Source organism: Acetobacter malorum, assembly GCF_001580615.1.
GTDB classification, from domain to species: Bacteria; Pseudomonadota; Alphaproteobacteria; order Acetobacterales; family Acetobacteraceae; genus Acetobacter; species Acetobacter malorum.
Genome location: NZ_LHZC01000030.1, coordinates 19,941 through 42,806 on the forward strand (window position 1 = coordinate 19,941; position 22,866 = coordinate 42,806).

The following is a 22,866-nucleotide window of genomic DNA, read 5'->3' on the forward strand; positions in this document are numbered from 1 at the left end:
GAAGAAGGTCCAGACGTGTGGCCACGCCGCCCGCCTGCGCCGCTTTGCGGCACAGCAGAGACTCGGACGTGAACCAGACGGAATTCATGGCGGGCACCATACAGACGGATTTTGTAAAAGCAACTCTAGTTTGCGCGCTGACCGCGCAGGCAATGCAGGGTGTAGAGCATGACGCCCAGCAGAATGGCAGCGAAGGTCTGATGCACAGCCCCGGCCCAGACCGGCACAACCAGCAGCAGCGTAGTCACACCCAGCGCATACTGGACCAGCACCGCCCAGCCCAGCAGCATAATGGCGTTATGGGCTTTGCTGCCAAGGGTGGCGCTGCGCAGGCCGAACAGCAGAACCGCGCCAATGCTCAGGGCCGTCAGGGTGGCCAGCAGGCGGTGGTCAAACTGAATGGCGGCCTTGTTGTCCACCAGATTCATCCAGAACGGGGAAAGACGGGCGTATTCAGCCGGGATCAGGTGGCCATCCATCAGCGGGAAGGTGTTGTAAACAAAGCCCGCATGCGTGCCTGCGGTAAAGCCGCCGGCCACAATGGTGATGCAGATCAGGCAGAGTGCCAGCCAGACCAGCCGCTTGGTGCGGGTGCCCTCGGCAGAGGGTGTGACCACCTGCGGGGTGGGCCAGCGGATGGAAAGAGCCGTCCACAGAATGGCGAGATACAGGGCGAGAGCGGCGCTCAGATGCAGCACCAGACGCACCGGTTCCACCGCCGTGCTGTCCGGTCGGAAGCCGGACGCGACCATGAACCAGCCAATGGCCCCCTGCATGGCGCCCAGAACAAAAAACACAAACAGGCGCAGCGCCAGCGCACGGGTGATCATGCCCCGGATGGTGAACCAGATGAGCGGCAGCAGCAGCACAAGGCCCATCAGGCGGCCCCAGAAGCGGTGAATCCACTCGGCCCAGAAAATCCTCTGGAAGCCTTCCAGCCCGAAGCCTTCATGCTGAAGGTGATATTGCGGGATAGTCTGATACAGCGCGAACAGCCGCTCCCACTCTGCGTGAGACAGTGGAGGGATAAACCCGCTGACAGGCTGCCAGTCCATAATGGACAGGCCGGAGCCGGTCAGGCGCGTTACCCCGCCAATGGCAATCATGCCCAGCAGCATGAAGCACAGCAGGAACAGCCAGTTGGAAATCAGGCGGCGGTGGTTGGGGGCCATATCGGCATAGCGCGGAGGAGAGGAGGACATGGCACCCTTTGGCCTGTGTTGTGTCTGGATATAACAGGGTTTAAACCCTGCTTGCGGCTGGCGGCAAGAAGATGGTACCAGCCGGCAGGATGGAACAGATACCTCCCTCCGCCGCGCGGCCTGTTTTCCGGTTTTTGCGTCCTGCTCTGATGCTGGCCTTTCTGGTCGCGGGGGCCGTGTTGCTGCGCGCGGTGCCGGGCCTGCGGCATGTGCTGGAAAGTACAGCCCTGCTGCGCGATGGCGCATGGGGGCGCATTGTGTTTCTGGCCGGGGCATCCGTCTGGTGTGCGTTTGGCCTGCCCCGGCAGGTGGCGGGATTTGCCGCCGGGCTTGCTTATGGTGCCCTTGAGGGCACGGTGCTGATTACTGTTGCGTCGACAGCCGGATGTGTGGCTGGCTTTTTCTGGGCGCGCTGGGGCGGCAGGCATTGGGCGCAGGCCCGGCTTGGGGCGCGTTTTGCCCGGCTGGATGCCATGCTGAGCCGCCAGCCTTTTCTGAGTATTCTCACACTCCGTCTGCTGCCGGTGGGGTCTGCCTTGTTGCTGAACCTGCTGGGGGGCGTTTCAGGTATTGGCGTGGTGCCGTTTGCCGCCGCCACCGTGCTGGGCGGCCTGCCGCAGAATGTGGTGGCGGTGCTGCTGGGAGCCGGGGTGCGGGTTGACGCTGTGTGGCAGTTTGTGCTTGGCGGGGGCCTGTTTGTTGCCTCGGGCGTGCTCGGTGTGTGGCTGCTGCGCCGGGCGCAGGTGGGCCGCATAGTGCAGCAGGATACAGACCGGGCCGACCAGCCAGATACCTAGGAGCCAGCCTCCCGGGAGCGGCATCACAAAGATGCTGCATTTCTGTTCTTCGTTTTTGCCTCTGTCCTGTCAGGCCGATGTCCTGTTCAGTTCTTTTTTGCCCCTCTTTTTCTTTCCGGAGCGCCACGATGGCATCTGCCACCGTCTCACGAGAGCCTGTTTCTGCCATTTTCCCTAACGGGGTGCCGGGCTGGCTCCCCCTCCTGCTGGGGTTTCTGACCGCCGTTGGCCCCATTTCCACGGATATTTATCTGCCAGCCTTCCCCGCTATGGAGCAGTCTCTGCACACCACGGCGGGCAATGTGCAGATGACGCTGTCTATCTGGTTTGTCGGGCTGGCCATCGGGCAGATTACCATGGGGCCGCTGGCGGATCGTTACGGGCGGCGCTGGCCCATGCTGGCGGGCAATCTGATTTACGGTCTGGCCTCCGCAGTCTGCGCTTTTGCGCCGGATATCATCACCTTTTCCATTGCCCGGTTTGTGGCGTCCATTGGGGCGTCTGCCAGTCTGGTTATTCCCACGGCCTGCGTGCGCGATATTGTGCCGGACCGGAATGCCGGGGCTAAAATGCTGTCTCAGCTGGTGATGGTCATGGGCGTTGTGCCCATTCTGGCTCCCATGCTGGGCGGGATGGTGGTGGCCGTCACCTCATGGCGCATCATCTTCTGGGCGTCTGCGGTGTATGGGCTGCTGTGCGTGCTGCTGGTCGTATGGGTCTTGCCGGAAACGCTGCCGTACCAGAGGCGTGTCTCCCTGTCCCCCATGACACTGGTCACCCGCTATCTTACCCTGCTGCGGGACCGGTCTTTCAGCTCCCATGCACTGATCACGGGTTTTTCCACCTTCATGCAGTTCAGCTATCTGACGGCTGCGTCCTTCGTCTTCATCAAGATTTTTGGGTTCACGCCGTTCCGCTTCTCCATGCTGTTTGGCATTTTTTCCGTGTTCATGATCGGCGCATCCCAGCTGAACGGGGTGCTGGTGGGGCGGATCGACTCGGCCAGATTGCTGGTTATGGCGGTGCTTGTGGCCGTGCTGGGGGGCGCGCTGGTGGTGGCTGTCAGTCTGTGGGGGGATTGGTATGCGAGTGCGGAATGGCGCAAACATTACGAAGTGTGGTTCCTTATTGCCACAATGGTGCTCACCCTCGCGCCGACGGGCTTTATTTTCCCCAATGGCATGATGGGCGCGCTGGCGGACCACCCCAGTCTGGCGGGGGCAGCGGCTGCACTGGCGGGCACCATGCAGTATGTGCTGGGCGCGCTGGCCGGGGCCGTGCTGGGGATGTTCCCCACAACGTCGGCTCTGCCTATGGCGGGCTGTATGTTTTTTGGTACATTAATGATGCTGGCCATGTGTGCACTCCGGCCCGGAGGGTTGCGCAGCACCAGCGGCCACTAGAGCGACTGAGGCAAATACGGGCGCTGTGCCCTGACGCCGCAGGCAACGTGAAACGGAGCTAGGACGGCATGGCACGGCATCCCGCAAGACGGGCCCATATTCTGGCACTGATTGGTGCCGGTCTGCTTATTGTCACGTTCGGGACGATGGGCATTGAGCTTGGCAATGAAATGGCCCGCCATGGTGATCTGGATCGCCGGAGCACTGCTGCGGGCAGTTACCTGCGCAACCTGCACCATGCGACTAGTGAGGCCCGGATCTGCCATTACGCCTGGCTGGCCAAGGGGCAGGAGCGGGACCAGACCTGTTATGAACGCGCCATTGCCCAGCTCGGCGCGGCCCGGCAGGATTTTGCCGGTTTCAAAGCCATTCAGAAGCGTCAAGGCAGTGAGCGCTCAGAACCTCTGAGTGCGGTCGATAATGGCCTGACGCAGGTGGCCGCATGGAAGACCGCCGGCGGAGCCATGCCGGAGGGTGGTGAACAGGTTCTGGCCACTCTTGATGATAATCTCTCCGTTCTCAGCCGCGTCAGCACGCTGGATCAGGCTGATCGCGTGGCTAATATGCTGCGTAATACCAGCTGGCAGCGGCGTCTGGGACTTCTTGGTATTCTGACCGGTGTGCTCAGCCTGATTTCCGCAGGCTGGGTTCTGGATCGGTCTTCTCTGGCCGCAGCGCGGGCAGAAGCGTCCTCGCGTGATCTGGCGTTACGTCTGCGCGCCACGCTGGACAGCCTGAGTCTGGGGGTTGCGGTGTTTGGCGCGGATGGCCGCCTTTGGCACTGGAACGAGCAGCTGGGCACTGTGCTGGGGCTGGAAAAGGATTTCCTGAAGCTCGGCCTTTCTTATGAAGAGCTTAGTGCCGTTCTTGTGGTGGGGGGCGTGCCCCTGCTGGAGCCGTTTGAGCATATTGAAGCCAGCCTGCTGCGCGGTGAATCTGCGCCGCCGGTCATGGTGGAATGTAACGGGATTAATGGCGCGGATCTGGAATTGTGCCGCACCCTGTTCTTTGCGCCGGATGGGGCCGCCGAACGCCGGGGCTTTGTGCTGACAGCCGCCGACATCACCCTCCGTCTGCGCAGTGAGCGCGCTCTGGGTGAAGCCCAGAAACTCCGTGCTCTTGGCCAGCTGACTGCGGGCATTGCGCATGACTTCAAAAATCTGCTCACCGTAATTCTGGGTAATCTGGAACTGGCGGCGGATCATGACCAGCCGGACCATGTGGAGCAGCGGCAGGAATATCTTTCCGCCGCCACCCATGCCGGGCGGCGGTCCGAGGCGCTGACGGGCCAGTTGCTCTCCTTCATGCGGCGGCAGAGCACCACGCCGGATTCTTTGTCCCTGTCCGATCTGTTCTCTTTTTTGAGCGGGTTGCTGGGGCGGATTATCGGTTCCCGTATTGTGGTGGAATGTGGGGATGTTTCGGGCGTGTGGTCCGTGCGGGCAGACCCGGCCCAGCTTGAAAGTGCTGTGCTGAATCTGGCCATCAATGCGCGGGATGCGATGCCGACAGGCGGGCGTCTGCGCATTGTGGCGCGGAATGTCACCTTCCCCGTCAATGCCGATTTGATGAGCCTTCCGGTGGAGGAAGGCCGCACAATGCGTGTGGTGTCAGACCCCACGCCGCTGACCGCCGGAGACTGGGTGCGGCTGGATGTGATTGATAGCGGCAGTGGCATGACAAAAGAGGTTTTGTCGCATCTGTTTGAACCCTTCTTTACCACCAAGAGTGAGGGCGCGGGCACGGGGCTGGGGATGGCCATGGTTTTGGCCTTTTCTCAGCAGGCGCGCGGGCGCGTCGTGGTGGCAACCGGCGCATCCTGCGGTACGGAGGTCTCCCTGTGGCTTCCTCGCGCCGTGACGGATGTGAAGGAGGTTGTGCTGCCCAAATGCGCACCGGCAGCCCCGGTGCAGGAGCGACAGATGCAGGTTCTGGTGGTGGAAGATGATGCCGCCATTCGAGATATTGTCGTCACCATTCTGGGTATGGCCGGGCACCGGGTGCTGGAAGCCGGGGACGGTGAGCAGGCGTTTGACGTGGCTGCTGCCGCCAAAGGGCGGATTGATCTGCTGGTGACGGATATTCAGCTCCCCGGCCCGCTGGATGGCGTAACACTTTCCCGCGTGCTGGCCGGGCGGGATGCCGGGCTGGCAGTGGTCTATATGTCTGGTGAACTCACGGTAGACAGCCCCCCGCCGCCCGGTGCGCTGGCCGGAGCGCGTCTACTGCCCAAGCCTTTCCGCAGAGATGGCCTGATGGAGGCCGTCACAGCGGCTCTGAGCGCGCGGGCGAGAGCCTGACTCCCATCCTTCTCTCTTGCGGAAGGGGGAGGGGCGGGCTAGAGCGTGTGCCGCAAAACCATCGGAAAGGACACCACGGGCCATGACGCAGCACGAGGATATCGACCTGAAGCGTTATATTCGGAACATTCCGGATTTTCCGAAACCGGGTATTCTGTTTTACGATATTTCCACGCTGATGCGTGAGCCGGATGCCTGGCAGATCACCATGGGCCGTCTGGCACGCCAGATTGCACCGTGGGAGCCCGATATGCTGGCTGCTGTGGAATCCCGCGGGTTTCTGACCGCCGCACCGCTGGCGGACCGCCTTGGCTGTGGCATGCTGATGCTGCGTAAACCGGGCAAGCTGCCGGGTGCCACCATCTCCCATACGTATGATCTGGAATATGGCAGTGACACGCTGCAGATTCAGGCCGACGCCATCAAACCCGGCCAGCGCGTTGTGGTAATGGACGATCTGCTGGCAACCGGCGGCACACTGGCCGCGTCTGTGACGCTGCTGCAAAAAGCGGGAGCCAACGTGGTCGGTGCCTCTGTGCTGGTGGAACTGACTGGTCTTGGCGGCCGCGCAAAAGTGGATGCGCCGGTTAAAACCCTGCTGTCTTACGACGAATAAAACACGGCCCGCCCTGCTGTGCCTGTGACGCCTGCCTGTCAGGCATAGCGGGCATAGTAAGGTGTGAATACGTTTTTACTCTGCCCTAAGCTATGAAGGCTGCATGGCAGGTATTTCCGTAAAATACGTTTGGCTGCGTGCTGCATGAGGAGTGCAGCACTTTCTTTAGGCCAGCTCTGGCAGGCGTTTGCGCAAATGGCGCGCCAGACCCTGCTGGGCGACGGCCCGCCGCGGAAACTTGACCATTTTCGCTGGCTGTATGCGCCGGATCTCCTGTCCTTCGGTTACGCGCTGCGGACCACTATCTCTGCTCTGATCGCGCTGGGTATTGCTCTGTGGTGGGAGCTTGGCAGCCCGCAATGGGCCGCGCTGACGGTCTGGATGGTGGCGCAGGGTACGCGCGGTAAATCCATCGCCAAGGCGCGGTGGCATATGTTCGGCATGGTGGTGGGCACCATCTGCGCCATTGTGCTGGTCGCCTGCATGCCACAGGCACCACTCTTGTATCTGTTCTGTCTGGCCGGAGGGATCGGGGCGTTCTGCTTTATCGGCACGCTGCTGCCCGGCCCGGCTGCCATGACCAACTACCGTATTCACGGTATGCGGGCGTCCGGCTTTACCTACGCCATTATCGCGCTGGATGGTGTGCTGGCCCCGGACCATATTTTTGAAATCGCCATGGCCCGCGCCACCTACATCACGTTGGGCATTGTGGTGGAAACCACCATTTCCTCCCTGTTCCAGTATCGGCTGGAAAACCGCGCCAGAAACCGGCTGGCCAGTAACTTTGTGCAGGCGCTGGACGGGGTGACGCGCACACTCGGCCGCCTGCTGCAAGGGGACCGTAGCTCTGTTTCCACGTCTCCAGAGGTGTTCTCCACCATTCTGACGCTGAGCGATCAGGTGGAGTTTGCTGAAATTGAGATGGGCAAACACAAGCATGAAGGCGACCACGCGCGCGCAGCCCTGGCGGCCATGACGGTCCTGATGTCGCGCGGGCTGGATCTGGCAGCCTTGTTGCAGGTGCCAGACAGCGAGGGTGGCCATTATCAGCAGACCGCTGCGGAGGTAAGCCGCTTTCTGCAAACGCTGCCGGGGCGGGTCGATCAGGATCAGCCTGTCGCACCCGTCCTGCGGGATCTGGATGCCTTATGCGCGACCTGCCGCCAGCTTGCAGCCTCCTGCCTTGATGAGGAAATGGTTGCGGCGACTCATACGCCGGTTGATCTGCGCGAAGAGCGCGTTATCTCCCGTCAGGGCCAGCTTTTGCACAAGCTGGGAGAAATGATGGACGAGCTGCGGCTGGCGCTTGAGCAGTTCGACATGAGCCGCACCCCGCAGCCGCACGACCACTTCCGCTATGCCATGCGGTCTTACCGGGACTGGCGGATGGCGTTTACCAACAGCCTCCGGGCCTCCGTCACCATCTTCTGTTCGGGGCTGATCTGGGTCGCCACCGCCTGGCCGGATGGTCTGACCTTCATGATGTTTGTCTCCATTGTCTGCGCCCTGTTCTCCACGCTGGAACAGCCGGCTCTGGCGACCAAGGCCTTCCTGCACGGCACCATCTGCGTCATCGGCATGTGCGGATTGCTGGATTTGTGGGTGATGGCCCAACCCACCACGTATGAAATGCTGGCCATGTGCCTTTCCATCCCCATGCTGCTGGGCGGACTGGCCTTTGCCTATGTGCCGCTGGTGCTGGCGGCGGTGGCCTATAATCTGTTCCTGCCCATTCTGGTCGGGCCGCTCAATCAGGGCCGGATGGATGAGGTCATGTATTTCAACACGGCTCTGCCGCTGTTGCTGGCCATGGTGTTTGCCATGTGGATGTATCGGGTTTTCCTGCCGTTTGACCCGGACGGTCTGCGGTGGGACATGCGGCTGAACATTCTGCGGGGCTTGCGGCGGCTGGCCAGCCAGCGCGTGCCGGAACTGCCGTCTGAGGTGGTGGGGCGCAGCGTGGATGGCTTTGTGCGCCTGTCCACCATGACGCCGGATAAAAAGTCTTTTGTGCTCAATCGCTATCTGAGTGGCGTGCTGTCGGGCATGACCATTGGGCTGAATGTGCTGCGGTTGCGGGCCATTCTGGCACAGGGTGTGCTGCCGCCCGGCGCACAAAGAGCCACGCAGGCCATGATGAACCGGATGCAGCGGTTTACAGGTCGTTATGGCGGCCAATACGGGCGCACGGCGCGGGCTACGCATCTGGCTGTGCAGTATCTGGTGCAACGGGAGCAGGTGGAAACAAACCTGTCCGTGCGGGTGGAAATGCTGCGCGCCCTTGCCAGCTTGCGGGTGATTGAAACGGAGCTGGAGCAGAACCGGGATTTCTTTGATGCGTCCTCCCCGTATCTGGACAAGGCGTTTTCCTGACTGTGTTTTGACTCTTCCTGTGCCAGCAGGCATGGAAAAGGCGATGCCCCGGCCCCTTTCTGTTCAGACGGATACAGCAAAATGACCGCCTCCCTTCAGACGTCATTCTGGCAAGAGCAGGCAAACAGCCTGTACCCACGGGTAAGCCATGTTATTCCGGCCATGGAGTGGCCCGCTTTTTCTGAAGATATTGCCGCTATTCTGGCCCTTAAAGAAAAGCATAACGCCGTCATTCTGGCGCATAACTATCAGACGCCGGAAATCTTCCATTGTGTGGCGGATGTCACGGGGGATTCCCTCGCTCTGGCGCGTAAGGCGCAGGAAGTCGAAGCAGATATAATCGTTATGGCGGGGGTGGCCTTCATGGCTGAGACTGCCAAGCTGCTGAACCCGTCTAAAAAGGTGCTTCTGCCGTCTGTGGAAGCCGGATGCTCACTGGCGGATTCCATCACTGCGGCGGATGTCCGGCTGATGCGCGCCCGTTACCCCGGCGTGCCGGTAGTGACGTACGTAAACACGTCCGCCGATGTGAAGGCAGAAAGCGATATCTGCTGCACCTCCGGCAATGCTCGCAAGGTGATTGAAAGTCTGGGCGTGGATGAAGTGATTATGATCCCCGATGAGTTTCTGGCGCAGAATGTGGCCAATGAAACCGGGGTGAAAATCATTACCTGGAAAGGCCATTGTGAGGTGCATGAGCGCTTCACGCCGGAAGAAATCCGCCAGTGGCGCGCGGCGTGGCCGGACCTTGTGGTGCTGGCGCATCCGGAATGTCCGCCAGAGGTTGTGGCGGAAGCCGATTTCTCCGGCTCAACCGCCGGGATGTCAGACTTCGTGGCGTCTGGAAAAGCCGGGCGCGTGCTACTGGTGACGGAATGTTCCATGAGCGACAATCTGGCCGTGGAGCATCCGGAGGTAGAGTTTGTCCGCCCCTGCAACCTCTGCCCGCATATGAAGCACATCACGCTCTCCGCCATCCGCAAATCTCTGGAGCAGATGGAAGTAGAAGTGACGGTCGATCCCAGCGTGGCAGACCGCGCCCGCCTGTCCATTGAGCGGATGCTGGCAGTTTAAGGCGCTTTCCCCTCACGATTTTTGAAGAAGAGAACGAGACGATCCATGCTGCCTGCTCTGCCTGATATCATGCTCGAACCGCTGGTGCGGGCCGGACTGCTGGAAGATCTTGGGCGCGGAGGGGATCTGACGACCAGCGCCGTTCTGAAAGGGACCGAGCGCGTCCGGGTGACCCTGCGTTGCCGGGAAAAAGGCGTGCTGGCCGGGCTGGATCTGGCGAGATTATCCTTTCACCTGATGGACCCGTCTCTGCTGTTCGAGCGCCTGAAAGTGGAGGGCGCGCCTCTGGAACCCGGTGATGTAGTGGCTGTGGTGGAAGGCTCTGCCCGCTCCATTCTGACGGGCGAGCGGGTGGGGCTGAACTTCCTCTCCCACCTCAGCGGCATTGCCACCGCCACGGCGCAGATTGTGGCTAGCATGGCGGGCACAAAGGCACGCCTGTGCTGCACGCGTAAAACACTGCCCGGCCTGCGGGCGGTGCAGAAATACGCCGTGCGGGCCGGTGGCGGGATCAGCCACCGTATGGGGCTGGATGATGCCATTCTGATCAAGGACAACCATATTGCGCTGGTGGGCAGCGTGCAGGAAGCCGTAGCGCGGGCGCGCAAGGCGGCGGGCCATATGGTGAAAATTGAAGTTGAGGTCGATACCCCCGAACAGTTGCAGGACGTGCTGGCCGGTGAACCGGTGGACGCCGTACTGCTGGACAACATGCCGGTGCCTATGCTGCGCACCTGTGTTGAGATGATTAAGGGCCGCCTGCTGACCGAGGCCTCCGGTGGTATTACACCGCTGACGGCAGCGGCCATTGCCGGGACCGGGGTGGATCTGCTGTCCGTCGGCTGGCTGACGCATTCCGTCAAAGCACTCGATTTTGGTCTGGATTTTGAAAAGACCCTTTGAACGTAAGCGCCCTCACGTCCCGGTGTTTTTTGTAACCCTTGGGGCAGGTCACGCGTTAGTCGGTAAAATGTGATCCTGATTCCTTGAGTTCATCTCCGGAACATCATGGGATGATGCACGAAAAATAAGAGGCAGCCTTTATGTCAGAGTCGTTCAACACAGCGTCGTCCTCCCCGGCGGAAGAGTGGTCGGAAACCCGGGTGCGGGTTTTTCTGCGCGAGATGTTTGATGCCGCCGTGGCCAGCGCCAGCCCGTTCCATGTGCTGGCGCGGTTCCTGCCGGAAAAACCCAAGGGACGCTGTGTTGTGGTGGGGGCCGGTAAGGCCGCGGCGTCCATGGCGGCGGCGCTGGAGGCTGCATGGCCGGATGTCCCGCTGGAAGGTGTGGTGGTCACGCGGGATGGTCATACCATGGCGACCCAGTCCATCCGAGTGCTGGAAGCTTCACACCCCGTCCCGGATGAACGCAGTGAGCAGGCTGCGCGAGAAATTCTGAAAACGGTGAAGGGCCTACAGGCGGATGATCTGGTTATCGCCCTGATCTCTGGTGGTGGTTCGGCTCTTCTGGCACTCCCGGCTGAGGGCATTACACTGGATGAGAAAAAGCAGATTGCCCGCCAGCTCCTGCATTCCGGCGCGACCATTACAGAGATGAACACCGTCCGCCGCCATTTGTCCGCCATCAAGGGTGGTCGGCTCGCGCAGGCGGCGTATCCGGCGCGGGTTGTGTCTTTGGTGATCAGCGACGTCCCGGGGGATGACCCGTCCGTCATTGCCAGCGGCCCGACTGTGCAGGATGAGACGACGGCGCAGGATGTGCTGCGCATTCTCCACAAATATGATCTGACGTTACCCCCTGCCGCACAGGCCCTGCTGCAACGGGAGGCTGATGCAGAAAAACACGCCAATCCGCCCGTGGCGGAGGGCAATAGCCTGACACTGATTGCAACGCCCTTCTTCGCGCTGGAAGCCGCCGCAGATGTGGCACGCCGGGCGGGTGTGACCCCCATCATTCTGGGGGATGCGCTGGAAGGGGAAAGCAGTTCAGCCGGGACGCTGTTTGCTGGCATGGCGCGATCCGTGAAACAGCACGGTCAGCCTGTAGCGGCTCCAGCTGTGCTGCTCAGTGGCGGCGAGACGACTGTGACGATCAGGCCGGGTGAAAAACCGGGCAGAGGGGGCCGTAATACGGAATTCCTGCTTGCCTGTGCGCAAAGTCTGGCTGGTGAGTTGGGTATTTGGGGTATGGCCGGGGATAGTGACGGGATTGATGGGACGGAAGACGCCGCAGGCGCTCTGATTGGCCCGCACACCCTCTCCCGCGGGGCTGTGTTGGGTCTGAGTGCCGAAGATTTTCTAAAACGTCATGATAGCTACAGCTACTTTAAAAATCTTGATGACCTTGTAATAACCGGTCCAACGCTGACCAATGTGAATGATATTCGCCTGATTCTGGTTTTATAAAAGGCGGTTTTTACACTCAGTCTTCCAGAGCATGTTTCACGGCCTCTCGCAGAGCCGGAATAACGACGTTCTGGAATTCCGGCGTTTTTCGCTCCCACGCCCCCGTTCGCCATGAGGGGTGCGGAAGTGGGAAAATGTTGGGAGGGTAAGAACGGAAATCCAAAACCCTTTCAAATACCTTCCCTTTTCCCAAAGCATAATTCTGCGCGTAAGACCCGACAAGCAGCGTCAGGCGCAGGTTGGGCAGGAAGGACAGGATGCGTTCCCGCCAGAGGGAGGCGCATTCTGGCGGCGGTGGCCGGTCTCCCCCTTTAGGTAAAACGCCCGGATAACACAGGCCCATTGGCACAATAGCGACTTGCTCTGTGTCGTAAAAAACATCCGGGCTCATATCCAGCCAGGAGCGCAGGCGCTCACCAGACGCATCGTTAAACGGCACGCCGGTATTATGCACACGGGTGCCGGGGGCCTGTCCGGCAATCAAAAGCCGGGCGCGGGGAGAAAGGCGCACAACCGGGCGCGGCCCCAGCGGCAGTTTGTGCGCGCAGGCCTGACAGCCTCGCAGTTCTTTCAAAAAACCGGCGAGAATTTCGTCCTGTTCCGCAGCGGTGCTGTCTGCGGGAAAGGCGGAAGTGTGTCTGGAAAAGAGAGAGGCCATGCCAAGGATATGTGGTGGGGTATCGCGTTCCACAATATGCGGCTTTCCCGAAGCGTGCTGCGCATAAAAAAACACCGCACTGGCAGGACCAGTGCGGTGTTTTAAGATCTGCCCCGGTTAAGGGGCAGAGTGAGGGAAGATGCGGCTTACTGTGCTGCGTCTTCACCCGAGTGGGTCTGCGGAGAGAACGTCCAGCCAGCGCCGTAAGGCTGCGGATGGAAGACACCCCATGTTGCGGAGTCACTCCCACCAAAGCCCCAGGAAGCGGTGGAGATCGGAGCGTGATCAACGCGCAGCTTCTGGATATCGGAGGCGGTGACGTTAGCCGGTGCCTTGTTACCCCAGGAGGTGCGGATGAAGTTCACGACGTCAGCCATCTGCTGGTCAGACAGAACGCTCTTGTAGCCCGGCATGGCGACAGCGGACGGAGCCCAGTTGGTCGGCGGCAGAACCGCGCCGTCCACAATGATGTGGGCGACAGATGTCGGGTTTTCAGACACGACAACCGGGTTACCAGCCAGCGGCGGGAACATACGGGCCACACCACCACCATCGTTACGGTGACAGATGGCGCACTGGTCAACATACGTGCTGGCACCGGGGGTGCCGGACGTGTTGTTGGAGTCCAGAGCCTGTGCCGTGGACGGATCATACTTGTAGTCACCCCGTGCCGGCGGAACCGGGGGGAGGGCCTTCAGGTATTTCGCCATGGCGTGCAGGTCAGCATCCGTGAAGTACTGGGTGCTCCAGCCCACCACGTCTGCCATGCCACCAAACGCAGCGGAGTGGTCGATACGGCCAGATTTCAGGAACTGGTAGAGGTCTTCTTCAGACCAGCGACCAATACCCATGACCGGGTCGTTCCGCAGGCTGGGGGCAATCCAGTTATCAATCGGAGCGCCACCGGCCAGGAAGTCAGCACCGCCAGAAGCGTCCAGTGCTTTTTCCTGCATGCCAAAGCCGCGCGGCGTATGACAGGCACCGCAATGGCCCGGACCCGTGACGAGGTATTCACCGCGGGCAATATCAGCATCCGTGCCCGGAGCCGGGGTGAAGTCCTTGGGTGCCGGAGCAAACACGGAACGCCAGATAGACAGCGGCCAGCGCATGGACATGGGCCAGGAGATGCCAGCCGGTTTGTTGGCTTCGGCAACCGGCTTCACACCGTGCATGAAGTACGCATACAGCGCCTTCATGTCGTCCTGCGTCATCCGTGCAAAGGACGGATAAGGCATGGCGGGGTAAAGCGTGCTGCCATCCTTGCGGACGCCGTGGCGAACGGCTTCGTCAAATTCCTTGAACGTGTAGGTGCCAATCCCGTGGGTCGGGTCCGGCGTGATGTTCGTGGAATAGATGGTGCCAATGGGGGTCTGAATAGACAGACCACCCGCGTATTTCTGGCCATGCAGCGCTGTATGACAGGCCACGCAGTCACCCAGACGGGCGACATACTCACCTTTTTTAACCAGTGCATCATCAGTGCTCTGGGCATGGGCCAGAGAAGTTCCTGCCAGAAGCCCGACAGTGACCGCTCCAAGAGCGGCTTTTAGTCCTTTGATCATCGTTTTTACCACTGTATCGCTTGTGTGCCGAATGACGTCATGACTCTGCCGGACCATTACGGCGTGATGCCGAGGGTCGCGTTTTCAGGAATGCCCTTGTCATTCTTACGAGCATCCACTTCACGCTGATACGTTTCGTTCGCGCGCTTGATGATGAACTGGCGGATAGCCTCGATCTCATCAGGCTTCATGCTCGTATCAAAACGATCCATGCCGTAGGCAGTCAGAGCACCGCGACCGACAACGTTGTAGAAGGCATCCTGATGGCGGATGGAACCGGACCAGCGCAGATCAGGCAGAACGCCTGCACCTTCTGCGTTATCGCCATGGCAGGCGGCGCAATAGGTCTGGAACTGGAAGTAACCGTTGTCCGTCACCTTGGTGTCATACTGTGCCGGCGGCTTGACGGGCAGGAAGCCCTTGTCGTTCTGCGGCGGCAGAACAGCATTGCCATCCAGAGAGAAGGCCACAACGCGGGAGTGGTTGACTGTCCAGCCGGACGTACGGGCCAGACCACCCAGGAAGAACGGATAGATGCCGCCCCAGCCCACTTCCACAGCAACGTACTGCTTGCCTTTTGCCTTATAGGTAATCGGCGGAGCAATAATGCCGCTCTGGGCATCAAAGTGGAACAGGTCTGCACCGTTTGTGGCGTCGTAGGCGTGGAATTCGCCGTTAGCCAGACCCTGGAACAGAAGGTCACCGCCTGTTGCCAGAAGACCGCCATTCCACGGGCCTTTATGGTCAACAACCCATGCAGCCTGCTGCTTCTTCGGATCCCAGGCCACAATCCAGCCCTTCAGATCTTTCATGAAGGCCGTGCGGGCTTCGGGGGTGTCGGGCAGGCCAGCTTTGTTCATGTCCAGACCCAGGTTCCAGGAGTCCGGGTGGGCTTTAAAGCCACCAACCTGGTTTTTATACAGGAACGGAACCTGCTGTGCCGGGATATAGACCAGACCCGTTTTGGGGCTGTAGGCCATGGCAGCAAAGTTATGGCCACCCAGATCGCCCGGAATGCCATACCATTCCTTGCCGTTCAGGGTGTAGAGCGCATCCGGGTTATAGATCGGACGACCCGTCTTGGGGTCCAGACCCTGTGCCCAGTTCTGGTACACATAGTTGTTGCCGGACAGGAATTCACCCGTCTTGGCGTCCAGAATGTAGAAGAAGCCGTTTTTCGGCGCATGGACGATCACGTGGCGCTTTTCACCATTGATCGGCAGATCAAGCGTCATGATCTGCTGGACCGAGGTGTAATCCCACTGGTCCATCGGCGTTTCCTGGAAATGCCAGACGTATTCGCCGGTTTCAGGCTTAACGGCTACAATGCTGCCCAGGAACAGGTTATCGCCAATCCCGTCGGAACGATATTTGTAGTTCCAGGGGGAGCCGTTACCGACGGCCAGATAAACCAGATCGGCTTCGGGGTCATAGACAATGGAGTCCCAGACCGTGCCGCCGCCGCCCTGCTTCGTCCAGGCGCCCGTGGGGCTCCAGGTCTTGTAGGCTTTGCTCATCAGTGCGGAGTCTGATGCTGCGTGGTCCGGCTGGTTCTTGTTGTTGGGAACCGTATAGAAGCGCCAGTCCATCTTGCCGGTTTCGGCATCGTAGGCGGTCACAAAACCACGGGCGCCAAATTCGGACCCGCCGTTGCCGATCAGAACGCGACCTTTTGCAACACGCACAGCGCCGTCAACCGTATAGGAACGCTGCTGGCCCAGAGAGGCGTCTTTGGGGATGGTGTTCACGCTCCACACCAGCTTGCCGGTTTTGGCATCCAGTGCGATCAGGCGGCCATCAAACGTGCCAAAGTAGACTTTGCCGTTCCAGTATGCCGCACCACGGTTAACCGTGTCACAGCAGCCTTTGTCCGCAATGTTGCCCGGCGTGCGCGGGTCATAGGCCCACAGCAGCTTGCCGGTTGCGGCGTCGAGCGCCTTCATTTTGGACCAGTTGGTGGTGGCATACATCACGCCGTCCACAACCAGGGGCGTGCCTTCCTGCCCGCGGTTTGTGTCCAGGTCGTAGAACCAGGCCAGCTTCAGGTTACCAACGTTGGACCGGTTAATGTCCTCCAGCGGGCTGAAGCGCTGTTCCGTGTAGGTCCGGCCGTAAGAGAGCCAGTTTTCAGGGTGATCATCCGCATGGATAATCGCTTCCCCTGTGTTGCTTTGGGCGTCAGCGTAGGCAGGCACTGCCGCATACGGCAGTGATGCGGCGCAGATCGTTCCAGCCGCGAGAATTCCTAGCAGCGAACGTCTCTTGGCGGAGGCGGGGCGGGTCATGCGTTAGCGTCCTCGACTGATATTAAGGTGAGGAAAGAAGAAAAAAGCCGGCAGGCCGGTTTCTCACAATCAGCCAAGAGGCCCTGTTTCTGTCAATCACGCCAGATGAATAGCTGCCTCCATGTTCATGGAGATTATCTAGCCGTTACAGCAGCGTAGAGGCGGTGCCTTATCTTGTAGCTGCGTGATCACGAACTGTAATAGCCTATGTTATAACGCGTGAGCAGATGACTTAAATATTCCCGCTAAAATGATATTCCTCCTCCGGAATGATGAGGGGTGTTTCCTCGTTTTTCCAAGAGCTGAAAAGGGTAATTTCGGAAATGGCCTGTTCTGAAAATGTCTGTGGATGATGCATCTGAATCCACTGACTGACGTTAAGGGAAGGGACGTCCGTAACCCCCGCTAAAGGAATGGTCAGAGGGGTATAAAGTTTTGGGTTTTGCACCCCCGCCCGTTGCATGGCCGAACGGATTTTCACGGAAAGGTGATCGATCTGTGAGGACTGTACTTTTATTCCGAGTGAGATTCGGTCCTTGCGCAGAGAGACTTCAAATCCATCTATCGTGAAGGGAAGCGGCATACGGGGGCAAATGTTCCGCAAAGCGTGATCAATTTCTTCCAGAACTGTGGGGTCGGTAATGTTTCCCACCGCGCAGAACGGCAAAAAAAGGAAAGACTCCGGCACCCAGCTCTTGTCTGGAAAATGAGCCTGAAGCCCAAGCAGGGTTGTCCGGAGTTCCGCAGGGAGTGTCGCGCCAATTATAAGGTACATCGTCAGACCTTCGTCATCTCTCAGGCTGGTCATGAAAGGGGTTGCTAACCCTTGACGCAGGGGCAGGGCAGCCACAAGTATAAAGCAACGCCGGCTTGTCCGGACAAGGAGAGGAAAAGATGTCGTTCAGTCACGACTACCGTTCACCCACAGCAGCTGCGGGCTTAAATGCCCAGGCCGGCGCACTGGATGCAGGTCTGCGCGCCTACATGCTGCGCGTTTATAACTGGATGGCCTCAGGCCTGCTGCTGACAGGCATCGTGGCCTACGCCGTAGCCTTTACCGGCTTGCGGAACCTGTTTTTCCATCTGACCCCCACGGCGGGTGGTCTGGCGCTGCGCCCCACGCTGCTGGGTGACCTCGCCATGATTGCCCCGCTCGGCTTTGTGCTGGTGATGTCCTTTGGGGTTAACCGCCTGTCCCGACAGGGGGCGCAGGGTCTTTTCTGGGCTTTCTGTGCAACCATGGGCGCCAGCATGGCCAGCATTTTTCTGGTCTACACCGGTGTCTCCGTTGTGCGCGTCTTTCTGGTGACGGCCTGCACCTTCGGGGCAACTTCCCTGTGGGGTTACACCACCAAGGCTAACCTGCTGAAGTTCAGCTCGTTCCTGATGATGGGGCTATTTGGTCTGGTGATTGCCGGTTTGGTGAACATCTTCCTGAAAAGCTCGGCAGTCTATTTTGTCTACAGCATTATCGGGGTGTTCATCTTCACCGCGTTCAGTGCGTTTGACGCCCAGCGTATCCGCGTCACCTACCCGCAATTCGCGGCGTATGAAGGTCCGGAGGAAGCAGCCAAACGCAGCGTCTATGATGCGCTGAGCCTGTATCTGAATTTCATCAACCTCTTCCAGTTCCTGCTCCAGTTCATGGGTGTGCGGAACTCCAACGACTAAGGTTGGAATGAGAGGTGCAGACTCCTTAATCCGGGGAGTCTGAATAAATCTGGAAAGCCCGGCCTGCAGAGGTCGGGCTTTTTTGTGTGGCCAGCTATGCAGTGAAGGAAAGGGCGTCTGCCCATTCAGAATGCGTTCAAAATAAGACTTATGTTGAGCGTGATGAAGTGGTTCACAGATCTGTGATTTGAGGGATGGTGCTATAACACCCTGATTTGAAAGAGAAAAAAAATCAGGACATTTTTGGTATGTAATATTCAGTAATAAATAGTGAAGTCTTGTCACCCTCGAAATTCGGCGAAATAACACAGGAACGAAATGTTCTTTAGGGAATAGATCGACTGTGACGAAAGGCTGATGGAACTTTTCGGACATTGAGAATCTGCGCTTTAGGAATAAAGTAGGGCGCAAGGCGTTTTCGCTGCCCGAGGAGCCTGTTGAACTGTCGTTCCGGCTCAGGCTTTTCCATCTCTTTTCCGGAGGAGATGGCAGTCTGTGCAGGGTTGCCGGCATTTTGGCACCCAAGGGAGCCGGAGCGCGGTTTCTTGCTGTTGTCGGGCTTCTATGGCAGCAGGAGCGAAGAGTCTTTGTGAGGCTAAGTAGATGTCAGAACCAAGAGGCGTGCGATGAAAAACAAGTTACTGGCGAGAATGGCGCGATTGGGCGGCCTATCGTCAGCGTTGCTGCTTGCCGGGTGTGAGATGGATGTCTTGGATCCGAAAGGCCCGGTTGGCGATGGGGTGAAATCACTGATCGCCACCTCTACAATCGCAATGCTGATTGTGGTCATTCCGACCATCATTCTGTCCGTGTATTTCGCCTGGCATTATCGCCAGTCGAACACCAGTGCAGAATATCTTCCTAAGTGGTCTCATTCTAACAAGATCGAGCTGATCATCTGGGGCGTGCCCTCCCTGATCATTCTCTTTCTTGCGGTGATCACCTACCAGACGTGTCATTCTCTTGACCCGTACAAACCGCTGGAAGCCGAAGCAACCACCAAGCCGCTTCATGTTGAAGTTGTGGCTCTGGACTGGAAATGGCTGTTTATCTACCCGGAACAGGGTATTGCGACCGTCAACCAGCTGGCTATTCCGGTTAACACCCCCGTCGATTTCGTAATCACCTCTGATTCCGTGATGAACTCTTTCTTCATCCCGCGTCTTGGTTCCATGATTTACGCAATGGCCGGTATGCAGACTCAGCTTCACCTTATGGCTAACGAGCCGGGTGACTACCTGGGTGAATCCGCCAACTACAGCGGCCGTGGCTTTTCTGACATGAAATTCCGCACGCTGGCTGTCAGTGGTGATGAATTCAATGCATGGGTTGATAAAGTAAAGTCTTCCTCCGAGCAGCTGGATGGTCAGACCTATCCGAAGCTGGCTGCGCCGAGCGAAGCCAATCCTGTCGAATATTTCGCGCATGTTGAACCCGGAATGTTCAACACGATCGTTGCCAAATACAACAACGGCATGGTCATGGACAAAAGCACTGGCAAGATGATTCAGGTGCAGTCCGCGATGTCCGACATGAATATGAAGGAATAGGATCTATGCTAGGGAGACTATCGTTCTCGGCCATCCCGCTGGATGTGCCGATCCTGGTAGGCACGTTCTTGGGCGTTGCCATCATCGGTCTCGCGGTTCTGGGGCTGATTACCTATTACGGCAAGTGGGGCTACCTCTGGAAAGAGTGGCTGACTTCCGTTGACCATAAGCGTCTGGCTGTCATGTACATCGTGCTGGCGCTGGTTGCTCTGTTCCGCGGTTTTGCGGACGCCATCATGATGCGTACCCAGCTGGCCATGGCCTATGCTGGCAACCCCGGTTATCTGCCGCCGCATCACTACGATCAGATCTTCTCCGCTCACGGAACGATCATGATCTTCTTCCTGGCCATGGCTTTCATGACCGGGCTGTTCAACTTCGTTGTGCCGCTTCAGATCGGTGCCCGCGACGTTGCCTTCCCGTTCCTGAACAACCTCAGCTTCTGGATGACCGCCATTGCATTCATCCTGGTGAACGTCTCCCTGTTCATCGGTGAATTCTCACAGTGTGGCTGGCTGGCTTATCCTCCGCTGTCTGAGTCTCAGTTCAGCCCTGGCGTTGGTGTGGATTACTATATCTGGGCCATTCAGCTCTCCGGTGTCGGCACCCTGCTGACCGGCGTGAACTTCTTCGTGACGATCGTGAAGATGCGCGCTCCGGGCATGACCTGGATGAAGATGCCTGTCTTCACCTGGACGGCTTTCTGCTCCTCTATCCTGATCATGGTCTCCTTCCCCGTGCTGACCGTTGCTGTCGCACTGCTGGGTCTGGACCGTTACTTTGGTATGCACTTCTTCACCAATGATGGTGGCGGTAACCAGATGCTGTATCTCAGCCTGATCTGGTCCTGGGGTCATCCTGAAGTTTACATTCTTGTTATCCCCGCCTTTGGCGTGTTCTCTGAAGTTGTTCCTGCTTTCTCCGGCAAGCCGCTGTTCGGCTACGGCACCATGGTTTACGCAACCTGCTCCATCATGGTTCTGTCCTTCATCGTGTGGGTTCACCACTTCTTCACGATGGGTGCTGGTCCGGATGTGAATGCCTTCTTCGGCATTGCAACCATGATCATCTCGATCCCGACAGGTGTGAAACTCTTTAACTGGATGTTCACCATGTATAAGGGTCGCGTTCAGTTCCATGCTTGCATGTACTGGGCCGTTGGCTTCATGGTGACCTTCACCATCGGTGGTATGACCGGTGTGATGATGGCAATTCCGGGTGCTGACTTCGTTCTGCATAACTCCCTGTTCCTGATTGCTCACTTCCATAACGTGATTATCGGTGGTGTGTATTTCGGTTACATCTGTGGCATGAACTTCTGGTTCCCGAAGGTCATGGGCTTCAAGATGAACGAGTCCTGGGGCATCCGTGCCTTCTGGTTCTGGTTCGTTGGCTTCTACTTTGCGTTCGTTCCGCTGTATGTGCTGGGCTTCGACGGCATGACCCGTCGTATGAACCACTACGACAATCCGGAATGGCACATCTGGCTGCTGATTGCTGAAGTCGGTGCTGTGCTGATCCTGCTGGGGATCGTGTGTCAGCTGACCCAGCTGTACGTGACAATTCGTGACCGCAACCTGCCCGCTAACCGTGATGTCACGGGTGATCCGTGGAATGGTCGCGCTCTGGAATGGTCCACGTCTTCACCGCCGCCGCCGTACAACTTTGCTATTGTCCCGCACGTTCATGAACTCGATGCGTTCATGCACGACAAGGAAAACGGCATTGATACGCGTTGTGCTGGTGGGCCGTATGCTCCGATCCATATGCCGAAAAACACGGCTGCCGGGTTCCTTATCGGTGTGTTCAGCCTCATCTTCGGCTTTGCTGCAGTATGGTATATCTGGTGGCTGGCAGCCATCGGCCTGATCGCTGTGATCGGGACGGTTATTGCCCGTAGCGCCAACAAGGATATCGATTACTACATCCCTGCTGAAGAAGTTGCCCGGATCGAGAACGAGCATTCCCGTAAACTCATGGCACAGGCAGCTGAGTAATGGCGCACGACACAACTGTTCAGACCGCAGGCCACGACGAACACCATCACGAGTCCCCGGTGGTGTTCGGGTTCTGGGTCTATCTGATGACCGACTGCATTATCTTCGGCTCGCTTTTTGCCGTGTTTGCAGTCCTGCACAACCAGGTTAACGGCGGCCCGAGCGGCCGTGACCTGTTCGAGTATAGCGGACTGGCGCAGGAAACAGCCCTGCTGCTGATCTCTTCCATCACTTATGGGTTCGGCATGATTGCCGCCCATAAGAATGAAGTTAACAAAGTCATCATGTGGCTGGGTGTAACGTTCCTTCTGGGCCTGGGCTTTGTTGGCCTGGAACTGAATGAATTTGCACACATGATCCATGAAGGTAATGGGCCGGACCGCAGCGCGTTCCTGTCTTCCTTCTTCACACTGGTGTCTACGCATGGTCTGCACGTAACGTGTGGTCTGATCTGGCTCGTGACCCTCATCGTTCAGCTGATGGGCACGACTGAGATCCCGGAACGTATGATGAATAAGCTCACCTGCCTGAGCCTGTTCTGGCACTTCCTGGATATCGTCTGGATCTGCGTCTTCACCTATGTCTATCTGGCGAGCATGATCTGATGAGCGATCTTCACACATCCCCTTCGGGTGAAAGCCACGGTAGTGTATCGTCATACATTATCGGGTTCGTTCTTGCGGTTATCCTGACGGCAGCGTCCTTTGGCCTCGTTATGAGCCATAGCCTGTCTCCTTCAGGCACGCTGACGGGTCTTGCGGTTCTCGCCTTCATTCAGGTGCTCGTGCACCTGCATTACTTCCTGCATATGGGCAATGGGTCCGAGCAGCGTTGGAACAACATGTGTTTCTTCTTCACTGTTGGTTTCGTCGTGATTCTGCTCATCGGCACCATGTTCATCATGAACAACACCGCCCTGCACATGATGTCCCGCTAATAAGGGACAGCTCTGCCGGTCTCGCACCGGCAGGGTCTTGTGTTTGGTAAGAAAAAAGCCCCGGAAGCAATT

Annotated in this window: 18 protein-coding genes; 13 read left to right on the forward strand and 5 right to left on the reverse strand. The window is 58.5% G+C overall.

Going from position 1 to position 22,866, the window contains the following annotated elements:
• Positions 1–125: 125 nt before the first annotated feature.
• Entirely contained in the window at positions 126–1,172 is a 1,047-nt protein-coding gene (locus tag AD930_RS01380) for a COX15/CtaA family protein (protein WP_156102402.1), read from the reverse strand.
• Positions 1,173–1,291: 119 nt separating this feature from the next.
• On the opposite strand from AD930_RS01380, the gene AD930_RS01385 reads away from it, so the two are divergent.
• The 8 genes from AD930_RS01385 to AD930_RS01420 all read left to right on the forward strand — a co-directional run bounded on the left by AD930_RS01385 (position 1,292) and on the right by AD930_RS01420 (position 12,134).
• Positions 1,292–1,999: a TVP38/TMEM64 family protein gene (locus AD930_RS01385; protein WP_244150456.1), complete on the forward strand. Its 708-nt coding sequence runs from the start codon at positions 1,292–1,294 to the stop codon at positions 1,997–1,999.
• A 128-nt stretch (positions 2,000–2,127) separates the two neighbouring features.
• Positions 2,128–3,402, forward strand: a complete 1,275-nt coding sequence (locus tag AD930_RS01390) for a multidrug effflux MFS transporter (protein ID WP_061490908.1) — start codon at positions 2,128–2,130, stop codon at positions 3,400–3,402.
• A 68-nt stretch (positions 3,403–3,470) separates the two neighbouring features.
• Positions 3,471–5,702, forward strand: a complete 2,232-nt coding sequence (locus AD930_RS01395) for an ATP-binding protein (protein WP_043549237.1) — start codon at positions 3,471–3,473, stop codon at positions 5,700–5,702.
• Between the two features lie 82 nt (positions 5,703–5,784).
• Positions 5,785–6,318, forward strand: a complete 534-nt coding sequence (locus AD930_RS01400; protein ID WP_043549235.1) for an adenine phosphoribosyltransferase — start codon at positions 5,785–5,787, stop codon at positions 6,316–6,318.
• Positions 6,319–6,462: 144 nt separating this feature from the next.
• The gene (locus AD930_RS01405) at positions 6,463–8,694 is read left to right on the forward strand and encodes an FUSC family protein (protein ID WP_061504840.1); all 2,232 of its coding nucleotides are present in this window, start codon (positions 6,463–6,465) and stop codon (positions 8,692–8,694) included.
• Between the two features lie 81 nt (positions 8,695–8,775).
• Entirely contained in the window at positions 8,776–9,768 is a 993-nt protein-coding gene (nadA, locus tag AD930_RS01410) for a quinolinate synthase NadA (RefSeq protein ID WP_061504841.1), read from the forward strand.
• A 45-nt stretch (positions 9,769–9,813) separates the two neighbouring features.
• Positions 9,814–10,671, forward strand: coding sequence for a carboxylating nicotinate-nucleotide diphosphorylase (nadC, locus tag AD930_RS01415; protein WP_061491578.1), 858 nt, complete (start codon positions 9,814–9,816; stop codon positions 10,669–10,671).
• 221 nt (positions 10,672–10,892) lie between these two features.
• A complete protein-coding gene (locus AD930_RS01420) occupies positions 10,893–12,134 on the forward strand; it encodes a glycerate kinase type-2 family protein (protein WP_244150458.1) in 1,242 nt (413 codons plus the stop codon).
• A gap of 16 nt (positions 12,135–12,150) precedes the next feature.
• Here AD930_RS01420 and AD930_RS01425 read toward each other — a convergent pair whose 3' ends face one another.
• The 4 genes from AD930_RS01425 to AD930_RS01440 form a co-directional block, all read right to left on the reverse strand.
• Positions 12,151–12,825 (reverse strand): uracil-DNA glycosylase family protein, encoded by a 675-nt coding sequence (locus AD930_RS01425; RefSeq protein WP_373320439.1) that lies wholly within the window; start codon positions 12,823–12,825, stop codon positions 12,151–12,153.
• Between the two features lie 113 nt (positions 12,826–12,938).
• On the reverse strand, positions 12,939–14,354 hold the full coding sequence (locus AD930_RS01430) for a c-type cytochrome (protein ID WP_043549272.1): 1,416 nt from the start codon (positions 14,352–14,354) through the stop codon (positions 12,939–12,941).
• Positions 14,355–14,410: 56 nt separating this feature from the next.
• On the reverse strand, positions 14,411–16,639 hold the full coding sequence (locus AD930_RS01435; protein WP_043549232.1) for a PQQ-dependent dehydrogenase, methanol/ethanol family: 2,229 nt from the start codon (positions 16,637–16,639) through the stop codon (positions 14,411–14,413).
• 232 nt (positions 16,640–16,871) lie between these two features.
• Positions 16,872–17,447, reverse strand: a complete 576-nt coding sequence (locus tag AD930_RS01440) for a 2'-5' RNA ligase family protein (protein WP_061504843.1) — start codon at positions 17,445–17,447, stop codon at positions 16,872–16,874.
• 86 nt (positions 17,448–17,533) lie between these two features.
• Here AD930_RS01440 and AD930_RS01445 point away from each other — a divergent pair, with 86 nt between their 5' ends.
• The 5 genes from AD930_RS01445 to cyoD all read left to right on the forward strand — a co-directional run bounded on the left by AD930_RS01445 (position 17,534) and on the right by cyoD (position 22,794).
• The gene (locus tag AD930_RS01445) at positions 17,534–18,310 is read left to right on the forward strand and encodes a Bax inhibitor-1/YccA family protein (RefSeq protein ID WP_061504844.1); all 777 of its coding nucleotides are present in this window, start codon (positions 17,534–17,536) and stop codon (positions 18,308–18,310) included.
• A 626-nt stretch (positions 18,311–18,936) separates the two neighbouring features.
• Complete coding sequence (gene cyoA / locus AD930_RS01450; RefSeq protein ID WP_043549228.1) at positions 18,937–19,860, forward strand: ubiquinol oxidase subunit II; 924 nt, start codon at positions 18,937–18,939, stop codon at positions 19,858–19,860.
• A 5-nt stretch (positions 19,861–19,865) separates the two neighbouring features.
• Positions 19,866–21,857 carry a cytochrome o ubiquinol oxidase subunit I gene (cyoB, locus tag AD930_RS01455; protein WP_043549227.1) on the forward strand — a complete coding sequence of 664 codons (1,992 nt, stop codon included), beginning with the start codon at positions 19,866–19,868 and terminating at the stop codon, positions 21,855–21,857.
• Complete coding sequence (gene cyoC, locus AD930_RS01460) at positions 21,857–22,462, forward strand: cytochrome o ubiquinol oxidase subunit III (RefSeq protein WP_043549225.1); 606 nt, start codon at positions 21,857–21,859, stop codon at positions 22,460–22,462. The genes cyoB and cyoC overlap by 1 nt, the downstream gene beginning before the upstream one ends.
• Positions 22,462–22,794 carry a cytochrome o ubiquinol oxidase subunit IV gene (cyoD, locus tag AD930_RS01465; RefSeq protein WP_061491281.1) on the forward strand — a complete coding sequence of 111 codons (333 nt, stop codon included), beginning with the start codon at positions 22,462–22,464 and terminating at the stop codon, positions 22,792–22,794. Before cyoC ends, cyoD begins: the two co-directional genes overlap by 1 nt.
• Positions 22,795–22,866: the final 72 nt, after the last annotated feature.